The organism is Zarconia sp. (genome assembly GCF_057467645.1).
Genome location: NZ_JBRJXU010000126.1, coordinates 1 through 12,909 on the forward strand (window position 1 = coordinate 1; position 12,909 = coordinate 12,909).

General features: G+C 49.0%; 9 protein-coding genes. 6 read left to right on the forward strand and 3 right to left on the reverse strand.

Annotation, left to right across the window (positions count from 1 at the left end; all coding sequences use genetic code 11):
- Positions 1-22 precede the first annotated feature (22 nt).
- Together AC2215_RS19695 and AC2215_RS19700 are read right to left on the reverse strand one after the other, a co-directional pair.
- The gene (locus tag AC2215_RS19695; protein WP_486811712.1) at positions 23-1,513 is read right to left on the reverse strand and encodes a dicarboxylate/amino acid:cation symporter; all 1,491 of its coding nucleotides are present in this window, start codon (positions 1,511-1,513) and stop codon (positions 23-25) included.
- Between the two features lie 176 nt (positions 1,514-1,689).
- The gene (locus AC2215_RS19700) at positions 1,690-2,979 is read right to left on the reverse strand and encodes a Glu/Leu/Phe/Val family dehydrogenase (protein WP_486811713.1); all 1,290 of its coding nucleotides are present in this window, start codon (positions 2,977-2,979) and stop codon (positions 1,690-1,692) included.
- 603 nt (positions 2,980-3,582) lie between these two features.
- Here AC2215_RS19700 and AC2215_RS19705 point away from each other — a divergent pair.
- From AC2215_RS19705 to AC2215_RS19725, 5 genes are all read left to right on the forward strand, one after another.
- Positions 3,583-5,079, forward strand: coding sequence for a sensor histidine kinase (locus tag AC2215_RS19705; protein WP_486811714.1), 1,497 nt, complete (start codon positions 3,583-3,585; stop codon positions 5,077-5,079).
- Between the two features lie 749 nt (positions 5,080-5,828).
- A complete protein-coding gene (locus AC2215_RS19710) occupies positions 5,829-6,245 on the forward strand; it encodes a hypothetical protein (protein ID WP_486811715.1) in 417 nt (138 codons plus the stop codon).
- A 162-nt stretch (positions 6,246-6,407) separates the two neighbouring features.
- Positions 6,408-6,632, forward strand: coding sequence for an ATP-binding protein (locus AC2215_RS19715; protein WP_486811720.1), 225 nt, complete (start codon positions 6,408-6,410; stop codon positions 6,630-6,632).
- A gap of 806 nt (positions 6,633-7,438) precedes the next feature.
- Positions 7,439-8,191 carry a hypothetical protein gene (locus AC2215_RS19720; RefSeq protein ID WP_486811716.1) on the forward strand — a complete coding sequence of 251 codons (753 nt, stop codon included), beginning with the start codon at positions 7,439-7,441 and terminating at the stop codon, positions 8,189-8,191.
- 758 nt (positions 8,192-8,949) lie between these two features.
- Complete coding sequence (locus AC2215_RS19725; RefSeq protein ID WP_486811717.1) at positions 8,950-10,899, forward strand: putative Ig domain-containing protein; 1,950 nt, start codon at positions 8,950-8,952, stop codon at positions 10,897-10,899.
- Between the two features lie 68 nt (positions 10,900-10,967).
- On the opposite strand, the gene AC2215_RS19730 is transcribed toward AC2215_RS19725, so the two are convergent.
- Positions 10,968-11,093, reverse strand: a complete 126-nt coding sequence (locus AC2215_RS19730) for a hypothetical protein (protein ID WP_486811718.1) — start codon at positions 11,091-11,093, stop codon at positions 10,968-10,970.
- 97 nt (positions 11,094-11,190) lie between these two features.
- Between AC2215_RS19730 and AC2215_RS19735 the strand changes: the two genes are divergently transcribed.
- Positions 11,191-12,909: galactose-binding domain-containing protein (locus AC2215_RS19735; RefSeq protein WP_486811719.1), on the forward strand; the 1,719-nt coding region annotated here is incomplete at its 3' end.

Genomic DNA, 12,909 nt, shown 5'->3' on the forward strand with positions numbered 1-12,909 from the left:
CCCCTTGTCCCCTTGTCTCCAACTACTTCTCTTTCGTAACCATCCAATCCACCACTGCCGCACCGATCGCATCTCCCCAAACATTAACGGTGGTGCGACAGCGATCGAGGAACCAATCTACGATTAAAATTAGAGAAATCCCCTCAATGGGCAGATCCACCGCCCGCAGAACGATCGCCATCGTCACCAACCCCGCTTCGGGTATCCCAGCTGCCCCGATTGCCGCCAGGGTGGAGGTGAGAAACACGATCGTCATTTGCACGAAACTGAGTTCGATGCCGTAGATTTGGGCGATAAAAACGGCGGCCACCGCTTCGTAGAGCGCGGTTCCATCCATATTAATCGTCGCCCCCAAAGGAAGAACGAAACTCGCCGTCCGTTCGGAAATAAAGTTTTTTTCCGTGACGCATTCGAGAGTCACCGGCAGGGTAGCCGAACTCGAAGCCGTGGAAAACGCCGTGGTTAGAGCTGGTGCCATTCCCGCAGCGTAAGGCTTCACCAATTGCTTGCCAAAAAAATAGAGGACGATGGGCAGTACGATGCAACTGTGGATTGCCAAGGCGACAACCACCGTTCCCGTATACTTGCTCACCCGAATCAGTTCCGGCAAAAAACCGGCAAACCCCCCCGCCATGCCCAAGCGTCCGGCAATCAACGCCCCGATGCCGACGGGGGCCGCTCGCATCAATAGATTCACCATCACCATGATGGCTTCGTTGAGGGCCTCGAAGGTTCTAATCAGCAGCCGACCTTGTTTGCCCAGGGTGGTGAGTACGCCGCCGAAAATCAGGGAGATGACGATCAGGGGTAAGACTTCGTTATTGGCCATGGATGCGAAAAGATTTCGCGGTATCAAACCCAGGGCCACTTCCTCAAGGACTTCGGGTATCGATCGATCTTTACCCTGCATACGCTCGGCAATGCCCAAATCTACCCGCACCCCCGTACCGGATGGGGGAGGAATCACCGGCATGCCGTTCGCGTCCGTCCAAGCTTCAATCCGCAAGCGGTTGTTGGAGTCTTTGGGACTCGATTCGATGGTTCCTCGCACCCCCGAATTGCGATCGACTAAAAATACCGTGTAGCGATCGTCGTAAGTGCGTCCGAAGGAGCCAGATTCAAGGGTCACGGTCTTTCCATCCACTCGATAGGGAACGTCGAGTTGTTCTCCCCCGCGCAGAGCAATCCGTTCGGCTTCGGTTTCCGCATAGCCCGGTTGGATGACGTTCACCAGAACTAAACCGATCGTGACGGCGATCGCCGTCGTCGTTAGGTAGTACAGTATCGTTTTGCCGCCCAAACTCCCCAGTTGCCGCACGTCTCCCAAACTGCTCACCCCCACCACCATTGAGGTAATCACCAGGGGCACCACCAGCATCAACAATGCCCGAATAAAAAGCTCGCCGATAAAAACGATCGAGTTTCCCACTGGGGGCAAAAATCCCCCGATTAAGGTGCCGAGGGCGATCCCGACCAGAATTTGAATCAGAAGTTTATTCGAGGGTTGGTTCACGTTGGCTGCGATGGGAGATAAGGGAGAGGGGGGAGACAATGTAGGGGCACAAGCATTTGGGCGATAAATTCTGCACTCGACGAAACCTCATCAATCCAAATGCTTTGCCCGACCGCGGATATAGCGTCGCCACGAACCCATTGTCAATTGTCAATTGTTAATTGTCCATTGTCCATTCACAGATCCCTGCCGAAATAATTGCGCGTTCCTTTGGCATCGATACTTTCCCCTAACCGTTTGAGGGCGTGGGCGTAGGCTGCCGTGCGCATGGAAATCGATCGCCCTTTCGACAGAGTCCAAATTTTTTCGGTTTCTGCAACCATTTTTTCTTGCAAGCGGCGATCGACTTCTTCGGCCGTCCAATACCAGCCGCTGCGATTTTGCACCCACTCAAAATAGCTCACCGTCACACCACCGGCATTGACCAAAATATCGGGAAATACCCAAATTCCTTTTTGGTCTAAAACTCGATCGGCACTGGAGGTTACCGGTCCGTTGGCCACCTCAAATATAAATCGAGCTTGAATGTCGTTGGCGTTGGCGTCGGTAATCTGATTTTCCAGGGCGGCTGGAATTAAAATATCCACATCGAGTGCCAGGAGTTCGGCATTGGTTAATCGATTGCGTTCGACGATCGAACATACCGATCCTTGACAGTAAACCGCTTGCATTTCTCGATTCGATTCGCGATAGCGGCGAATGCTGGGAATATCCAATCCGGTGCGATCGTAAATTGCTCCTTGGGAATCGCTCACTGCGACCACTTGATATCCGGCGTGAAAGAGCAGTTCGGCCAGCACCGATCCGGCATTGCCAAAGCCTTGAATGGCGACGGTGGTATTTTGAGGACGGCGATCGAATTTCGGCATTATCGTATTAATCACCGCAAATGCCCCCGTGGCCGTGGCCGTATCCCGTCCCAAACTCCCCCCGAGTTCGATGGGTTTACCCGTCACTACTGCTGGAGAGTATTGGCGGGTAATGGTGCTGTAGCGATCCATCATCCACCCCATAATCATCGGATTGGTATAGACATCCGGTGCGGGAATATCCACGTTCGGGCCGATAAAATCGGCGATCGCATCGATATATCCCCGGCTGAGGCGTTCGAGTTCCAGGCGAGAGAGTTCTTTGGGGTTGAGGGTGATTCCTCCTTTTGCCCCTCCAAAGGGAAGCCCCAAAGCCGCACATTTAAACGTCATCCAAAATGCCAAAGATTGCACTTCGTCTAACGAGACCTTGGGATGGTAGCGAATGCCCCCTTTCGTCGGACCTCGGGTATCGTCGTGGCGCACCCGAAAGCCTTGAAAAATGCGCAGGGAACCGTCATCCATTCGCACGGGAACGGACACTCTCAAACTGGCTTTGGGATATTTCAGGCGTTCGATCGCATCTTCAGAAATCGAGACGTGTTTTAAGGCAAGATCGAGCCTTTGGGTGGCATCGGCGAATAGAGAATCTGACATGATAGGTACGAAAAGGAGAAGTATGAGCCAGAAAAATTACATCTGATGTCAACAAGCTAAAAAACCGAAATGGGCGTAAATTTAGGAAATTTAACTGGATACGAGTTTGCAAAAAAAATAATTTAATGCGGAGTTGATTTTCTGAAAAATTTAGAATTTAATATTAAAATTTTATCATTTTTTGGGGATTTTAAAATAAATAGTTTTATATCTTATGTGATGCATTTTTTTTAGATTTTCCTCGAAGCATTATAGACACCTCAATCTGTCCTGAAAAAAATATTCAAACTCGACCGAAGAATGCGACTGCCAATTATAAAATTGAGATGAAGAAAATATGCCGTATTACAATTGATATCCAAAGATGCTGGCATTAAGATTTCAAATCGATCGGGAAAGATTCTGTCACTTCATTCTCCCATCTCTTTATCAGGTTGTTCTCATAATTTTTTGTTAAATTAACTTTGGGTGCCCAGCCAAGAGTATCTAAAGACTGAATCGGCAAAAATCTCTCGAGATTACCGTCTGGACCGATCGAGTTGAAGCACCGAAAGCAGTCATCGTATTCGCAAATATATTCACCATCTCCAAACCGATCGATTCATGGCATTTCGCAACCGTTGGCGACCAATCTTCACCCAAGTTCACCGACAGCTCGATCCGCGCTCGCTGCGGGTGGGCCTAACCTTTGGTATTGCGACTGTTTCAGCAGTGGCAATGAGTAGCGTTGCCCTGTGGATGAGCTGGAAAATGCAACATCTACTGGTGCTCACTCACAAACAGACCGTGGGCTATATCGTCGAGCGTTTTCCTCAAGATGTGGAACGCTATAGTGCCGGACAGTCGGCAATGGAAGGGTTGCAGCCAGCGATCGATGGTTTGAGCGCGGACAATCTGCTCCTGTGGATCGACGATTTTCAGGGGGATATTTTAGCGCAATCGATGGCTCTCAAAGGTCGCAGCGACGATACCCGGGAGCAGCTAATGCGTTTGCCGGCAAACCATCTGATTCCCCAGGTGTACCACATCAACAATCGCTACTATTTACTGTGCAGTATGCCCCTCGATGTGAAGGGGATGAATATGGGGCAACTCTACGTCGCCCAGGATATCACCGAAGACCAGTCGATGTTCGTGGGGACGATTCGCAATTTGAGTGCGGCCAGTCTGTTGGCGATCGTCTCGATGACGGTGGTAATTGCTTTCTACGTGCAGCGATCGCTTCAACCCCTGCGTCAGCTTTCTGGACTCGCCGAAACGATTTCTGCCGAAGATCTCGGTCGCACTCGGCTCATGCTCGATCGCGCCCCCACGGAAGTCCGGGAACTGGCGCAAACTTGCAATACGATGCTCGATCGCCTCTCCGCTTCCTGGGAACAGCAGCGACAGTTTGTCGGCAACGTCTCCCACGAACTGCGAACGCCGCTAACTCTGGTTTCGGGTTACCTACAAAGTACCCTGCGTCGGGGCAGCAATCTGACGGAGATGCAGCGGGATGCTTTGGGCATTGCCTCTGCCGAAGCCGATCGCACCATCCGCCTGTTGGAACAGTTACTCGAACTCGCCCGTGCCGATAGCGGACATTTGCATTTTAAACTCGAACCGCTTTCTCTCAACGATATTGCAGACGAGGTCGTTGCCATGGCACGACAGCAAGGTTACCGTTCGATTTCGATCGCAGATTCCACCGACGAGATCGTCGTCAAAGCCGATCGAGATCGCCTCAAACAGGTGATGATTAACCTCATCGACAATGCGGTGAAATATTCCGAAGTCGATCGACCGGTGACGGTGAGTTTGGATGGAAACGATGGGATGGCGAAAATCCAAGTGAGCGATCGCGGCCCGGGAATTGCTCTGCATCACCAAGCCCGAATTTTCGAGCGTTTCTATCGCTGCGACGAAGATCGATCTCGGGCAACGGGGGGTACGGGATTGGGTTTGTCGATCGTTAAAACCCTCACCGAAGGTATGGCAGGGAAAGTGACGGTGCGATCGACCCCAGGAGAAGGCAGTACGTTTACGGTGTTTCTCCCCCTGGTGCGGGTTGAACGTCACCAGAAATCCCGCGACAGGTCTCGAGAGTATCAGTTGGGTTAAGAGGCGAAACCCAAGAGCAAAAATAGATCGCTCTATTGCCGTGCGGCAGAAATAACGACATAGCTCTCAAACGCAGCAAAGCTATGTACAGTAAGCATTGTAAAAAATAAACCTCAGAATATAGAGTTTTTATACAATGCACTTCATGTTGTCGCATGAAGTGTTTTTTTCTCTTGAATTCCTTTCAGCTCTAGTTAATCGATCGGTTTTATCTTTTAACAAAACTTAAATTTAATATTTGTTAAAAAATCTTGCAAAAAGCCTTAGACTTTGTCGCTTGAGTTAAGAACGGCAAAACCCAAAAATAACAATTAAGGTCAAAACCCTTTAACATATAATGCAAAAAAAATCGTTTCCGATATTGGAAATAAAGTTGCCAATATTGGAAAGACATTTCATCCGGCTTTTGGCATACTATTTAACAGTGCGGGTGAGTTGACTCACCCAAATCAGGGTAATTTTCGCATCAACACTTAAGTAGAGAAAAAATTCTAGGTCGAGTTGGTATAACCCTAGAATTCACAAGTGTTTCAGGAATTTGTAGTGATATAGCAGTTACCAGAGATCGAAACCTCTCGAGCTCTGGCGACTGTCGAATCTGTTTGCCTCGAGATCGAGTATCTCTAGTATGAAACAGATGAGATACAGTCGGAAGCTATGCACTTGTCCAATTGATTCTCTGACGCTGCACTCTGCTTTCTCTATCTCCCACAAGACTTGCGCAACTAAATTATCTAAAGGTAACAAGAATGAAACGTGCATTCAGCTGTTTGATGAGCCTTGCGATCGTCATCACCACGCTCTTCGGTTTTTCTTCACAAGCTCATGCTGTGACAAGTGAAACGTTTTTATACTGCCCGTATGCCACTGAGCCTTCAGTTTCTCTTCCGACTGATACGAACCAAGTAGTTTCAGTGGAGTATCATAATCCTGATGCTTCTAAATCAGCTGATGTTATGGGTGCTGTCTTTAGCAAGTACCCAAATACAACTGCAGGTGGCTATAAGAACTTGGGACCCGTTTTCGAGGACATCAAGCCGGGTGAGTCAGTGTTTACAACTGCTGAATCTGACGGCTATCCTTACGCGACTTTCATTTACGATTCCCGATATGGTGCCGATGCTGCCTGTGTCAGAGTGAGTGTAACGGCCTCTCCTAAGGCATAGTTAGTGTTGTAAAGTGCGCGATATCGAGCAAATTTTGCTCGATTAACCACCATTTTAAATTGACCGTAACGCACCTTAGATTGGTTTTGATTCCAACAACACTGTGCGTTACGGTTTGATTGAAATCCTGTCATTGCTACGATATTCGCTCTACGAAGCCGAATTTTCGAGCGTTTCTATCGCTGCGACGAAGATCGATCTCGGGCGACGGGAGGTACGGGACTGGGTTTGTCGATCGTTAAAACCCTCACGGAAGGTATGGCAGGGAAAGTAACGGTGCGATCGACCCTGGGAGAAGGCAGTACGTTTACGGTATTTCTACCCCTGGTGCGGGTTGAACGTCACCAGAAATCCCGCGACAGGTCTGGACAGTATCAGTTGGGTTAAGAGGCGAAACCCAAGAGCGAAAAGGGCATGCTTTTCACAATGGCTCCGTTCGCGAAGCGTCTCTTGCAGGAGAATCGCTTTATCACGCCTCGTACAATATTTCAAGAGTTTTGCTTCCCCTGCTCCCACCCACTCCCCCAGCTCACCAATACCAGTGTCCGACATCCTCCTGGCGATCTGCATGTGAGGGTTGTTTCCGAAATCGGAAAGGCAGTTTCCAGAATCGGAAAGGTCGTTTCCAATTTTGGAAAGACATTTCATCTCGCGTTTGAGATAATCGATTTATATGAGACTTTCGCTTTGCCTCAGTCGGGTGTATTGTAAAAAAAGGGGCATAAGTAACGCACTAATTCTGTATGTATGCGTAAGTTCTTTCATTAGAATTTGGGTGTCGTATAACTTCGAAAACAACTGACAGAATTTTTGCCTAAAACCCAGACAGATCGATAAGTCTAGGTTAAATAGGGATTGAGATAAAATTCACTTGGGTTTTGAGACCTTCCGAGCGAGAGTTGACTGATGTCTCTTTCCCAGAAAAATTTTTAGCGTCATAACCTGCATTATCGATCGGGTTTGACAAAAATGGATCGCATCCTTGCCTAACAAACAAGCGGGTTATTGACCCGCAAAACCGTCTTTTTTCTGAGATTCCAGAGAGAGCGAGCTTTTCGTGTTTGGTGAATCACCTAGGATAAGGATCGGAAAAACTTCCAAGTCCGAGCTAGGTAATTCTCATCAAGCAAGATTGATGCTGCGATCGCCTTTAAAGAAAGCATCGCAGCTCTTGAAAAAACTAGAGAGCTAAAATGTCGAATATTAGTGGTTACGTACTCGATTGGGTGGCCGAAAATGGCGGCTATCGACTTTGGCAGTTCGATCCGTGCAAAGCCGATCCGTTGCCAGACCCAGCGGTGCAAAGTGGTGCCTGGTATACGATTCGTACGGGTCACACCCTGATTCCCTTAGGAAGCTATATCCTCGATTGGGTGGCCGAAAATGGCGGCTATCGACTTTGGAATTTCGATCCGTGCAAAGCCGATCCGTTGCCCGATCCCGCCGTGCAAAGTGGCACTTGGGCTTCGATCCGTACCGGACACACCCTGATTCCCTTGGGAAGCTATATCCTCGATTGGGTACCCGAAACTGGTGGCTATCGACTCTGGAACTTCGATCCGTGCAAATCCGATCCTCTACCCGGATCTCCAGTGCAAAGTGGGACTTGGAGCACGATCCGCACGGGACATACTCTGATTCCAATCGGGAACTACATCCTCGATTGGGTACCCGAAAATGGCAGCTATCGACTTTGGAATTTCGATCCGTGCAGTCGCGATCCCCTACCGGGATCGCCGGTTCAAAGTGGTGCCTGGGGTTCGATTCGTAAAGGTCACGTCCTGATTCCCCTAGGGGGCTACATCCTCGATTGGGTACCCGAAAATGGCGGCTATCGACTCTGGAAGTTTGACCCGTGCAAGGCAGATCCGCTACCGGGATCTCCAGTGCAAGGTGGTGTCTGGAGCACGATCCGCACGGGACATTCACTTTATCCGCTTTCATAAATCGCGAGAACGATCGATTTTCTGTTGCCATCTGGGCTTCACCATGAATACGATGGAAGTATCTCCAGAGTTTCTAAATTCACGATCTTTTTCAACCGTTCCAATACTGATGAGAATCAAAAAATTTGATATTCGAGACACAGATCGTCCCTCGATTGTAGAGACATTGTTCGTGGAACGATCGCCCCGATCTTAAGTTTGCACGAATTCCCTTGCTTAATTCGTTTGCCTTAAAAGACAGTCTGCCACTCCTGTAAATTGGGTTGGCTCTGGCTGTTGAATGGGTTGCGAGGAATCGCTTTATATCGTTTTTCTAGTACATCTAGAAAGGCGATAGATTTCGGTTGCAACCTGCGGATTCTGCCGAGCGAAAAATCGAAGTTTTTGTTGCATTGTTATTGCATTCATGAACTCGACGTTCTCATGTAATTAATCGAATGCAATCGACCCGATCGACCGACTCAATGTCGGAAATATTGCAATGTCGAAAAATAAGCCTTTGAAAATGCTTTTGAAGGTAATTGGCAAGGTTGAGAATTAGCAAACCGATCGACTTATAGCCGTCGCCACGAACGGCGCGGACAACATCCAACAGTTGTGTAATGCACCCGCGATCTTTCCCCCTCTGCCCCCGAAGCCCCCCTTCAAATGAGTCCGAATTGCTATGGCGGTTGCTATTGAATGGGCGATGTTTCCGGGCAAACACAACATGACACGTTGCCGATCTTCGGCAAGTCCTTGACTGACACAGAAAAAGAATGAAACACAAATTAATGACACGAATGAAACGAATGTTGGCATGGGTGATATCGCTCCTGCTAGCATTCACCTACTGGAGTATCAGTCCAACCCCGGCAATGGCTGGCGAGATACCCTTTAACCAAGCGTTTGACAATATCAAGAAAAATGCGGATGCTCTGGGTAGCTTAATTCCCGACCCATTATCCATGGAGAAATCGGAGCGGGAGCGTCGTGGAATCGTGAAGACTCGAGATCGAGAGCTTTCTTCTAGCAGTGGTTATTTTGAAGGCAATATGGGGTCTTTATATGAGTATCATCGTGCATTTTTCGAGCGTCAGAGGACGAATAGAATCGTCAATCTGATAGATGAACAATCGCCAGGGCAGTTTGGGCAAGATTTCATGCTGGAGTTGCCAAAGTTGCTCGTTTTCGGAGTATACCCCTACCATAGCGTTTCCCTCATACAACAAGACTTGGAATACTACTACCCAGGTTGGCAGGATTTTCCCGAAGACTCCCTGGTCTTTACACTCATCAACCATGGCGATAACGCTGTGATGTGGGAACAGCAGCAAACACCCAGTCGCACGTCTTATGTCAATCGCTTCTGGGTACTTGAGGATTTTAACCCTAACGCTTTAACCGTCTTGCAGGGTCAAGGCTTGGACTGGACAACAAGGACCGATCTACCAAAAAAACCCAATATTGGACCGATTATCTATGACGGTCAAAATGTCAGTTCCATCCTCCCCCCATACGGCTGGTTGGTTATATCCGAGGATCAAAATCGTCCCATCAAACGTTATTACAGCGTGATGTTTGAGACGGCGAACAAGATAGATCCGGGTCAAGCATTTGATTTTGCCGCAGCCTTTGTGAAAGCCATTAAGGGAGAGTCTGTTGCCCCTAAACCTCAGCCACCGGTGGCGGGCACTATCGATGGGCAAAAAGCCAAAGAAACTGAAGTCTTCAACTTCGCCATACCCGACGGTACATTCACCGACCCCGATGGGGATAATAATAAACTCGACTTCAAGGCCACCCTCGACGATGATTCCCCTTTGCCAAGCTGGTTAACCTTTAATCCCAAGACCCACACCTTCTCCGGCACGCCGGGTTATAAGGATGGCGGCACTTTAAAAATTAAAGTCAGTGCCAGTGATGGTCAAGGTAAGGCCTCAACGACCTTTGACTTAACCGTTGAGACCCTCGAGGCTTCTTTCATCGTCGACATCGATCCAAGCCAGAACCACAACAGCAAGACCCCTCTAGTCCGCAACTGGCCGGCTGGAGAATACAAGGTAGAAGTGATTGGCACCGCCGACGGGGGAAAATTTAATGCCTGGAGTAGCAAGTGTAGCTGTAAGTGGAGGACTTATTACTCCCGTCGCATAGGTTCCTCGGGTGCGCAGAAAAAGGGGAATACCACTAAATATGACTCTGTCGCCGAAGCCCTGGCGAACCGAGTTCCATCTGCGAGCTTCACACTGACTGACCAGACCGATGTGAAATTCTACACCTACCACCAAAGCCCACCCGACTACATTGGCGGTGTCTCGATGCGAGTGGAAGGGAACGGAATCAATAAGCCTGTGGATCTGGATCTCGATGCGACCAAAAATGTGGACAAAGAGCACGCAGAGATTTGCAGCCTACCGGCTGGTGACTACACCGTCACCCTGCGCGGAACCGCTGAAGGTGGAAAGTACGATGCCTGGAGCAGTCCCTGTTCCAAAGAGTGGCACCATGCTTACAAAATCCGAGGGGAGGCCAAAGTGACAGTCGCCAAAACCGGTGTCTATGACAATCCTGGTGAGGCATTAGCTCATCGCCCCGCAGCGGAAACCTTCACACTCAAGGATTCCGGAGAGGTGAAGTTACATGAGGTGAAGTTCTACACCTATAGCAAAAAACCCAAGAACGATTGTGGTGGAGTCTCTCTCAAGGTGACTCGCACCGACAGCTAAGATACCCGTTCGTTCGAGTCTGGTTTATCGATTCGGATTCGCGATGAACCCATAGCAATCCCTGCCGGTCAGGGGGGCACGCCGTTCCCCCGACCGGAGTCGAGGGGCGATCGCCTCAACCCGAGAAATCGATCTAGCAACACCCACCCGATGGGTGTTGCATTCAGGTCGCCCAAAGAGATTTCGGCAAGCAACGGTTTTGTCGCTCGTTAGGTAACACATCACCCCTGGCAACACAAAATCGTCCCTTGCTCATCCTCCGCAAGTTTCTATTCTCTTAGGAAATCAAACATGAAGAAATACTTGATAACAAGCCTGAGGGCTTTTGTGATGGTGATGCTGTTGATAAGTTCAACAGTCTTGCCGGTAACGATCGCCCCCGATCTAGCTCTGGCTGCCACCTCTTCACCCGATTCATCCTTAAAATCTCGAACCTTTGACTTTTTTGATGATGGTGTGGATGATGCCGTCACGATTGATGGGATTGTCGTGACCTTAAATACAGATGGTGTGGAAAGATTTAGCTCTACCTCCACTCGAGATGTCATTGGATATAAGAGTGGTGGTAAATACACCTTCAATTTTAGTCAGCCCATCTCTTCCTTCACCGCCGACGTTTCTTATTTGGCGAATTTTGAGAATGTGACAAACTTTAGCATTCCTCCTTCATCTGTCACGGGAGATCTCGTTACCACTGGCTCGCCGATCGCATCTGTGACAACTAGCAACAAAGGTGATTCTGGTAAAGGTTCAATTATTTGGACTGGCTTGAATACTTCTGAGATCTCATTGACTCTCAATCCGAATGGTCGAGGGGCAATTACGTTTGACTCTTTTGAGTTTAAAGTCGCCGAAGCAACGGCTCAAGCCGCAACACCGACGAATCTTGCCCTCAACAAAACAACTTCCCAATCGAGCAACGCTTATGGAAGTAATAATGGCGTCAAAGCCGTAGATGGCAGGATCGTCTATGAAAGCTATTGGAAGAATGGCAGTGTGACCCATACTGCCAACAACCCACAAGAATGGTGGCAAGTAGACTTGGGTGACATTTATGACATTGATACCATTCGTGTCTACAACCGAAGCGACTGTTGCGGCGAGCGCCTGAGTAACTTTGCGGTGATGGTGGCTTCAGAGCCTTTTCCTACGGAGCAAAACTTATCGAAAGCTCTGGCACAATCGACCTGGAACCAAAAGTTTCCTGGAACGGCCGGGGTCAAAGAAGAGTTTCGAGTCAAAAGTTCCGGTCGCTACGTGCGCATACAACTAGCAGGAACCAACTATCTTTCCTTGGCAGAAGTCGAAGTGTTTGGCCCCCCTGCTCAAACACCAGTTGTTACCCCCACTCCAACTTGTGATGGGACTCTAGCCGAACCAGTTGTCGTCTTTGAAGATGAATTTGAAGAAGACTCCTTAAAATACGCCACTCGGTCTTTAGCTCGCTGGAACGTTACTTCGGGTAATGTGGATGTTCACGGTCAGGCGGCAGATGGCTCCTCTTCTAAAGATGTTGTCATTCCAGGTCACGGAACTTACCTCGATTTAAGTGGTAGTCCGGGCATTGGAACGATCGCCACTAAGGAAACCCTTGTGTTGACACCGGGAACTTATAAGCTCTCGTTTGATGTCGCTCACCCTCGCGAGAACTCCAAGAACACCTATACGGTCAAACTGGGAAATCTTTTCGATGAGACTTTCCCTATGCCTTCAAAGCTCACGACCATCGAGCGCGAAATTGAAGTGAGTCAGACCACTGAAGCTCAACTCATATTCATTAACAACGGTCCCGATACCGTTGGCGGAGTTCTGCTCGTTCAGGTCAGCTTGAGCAAAATTGTTGACCCAGAAAGTTGTGGGACGGATGAGGGTGTCCCAACCATTGTCAACATCGATCCTACCCAGAACTACGACAGCGACACTGCTGTGACCCGCAACTTGCCGGCCGGGGAATACAAGGTAGAAGTGATTGGCACTGCTCAAGGCGGTCAATTTGATGCCTGGAGTCGC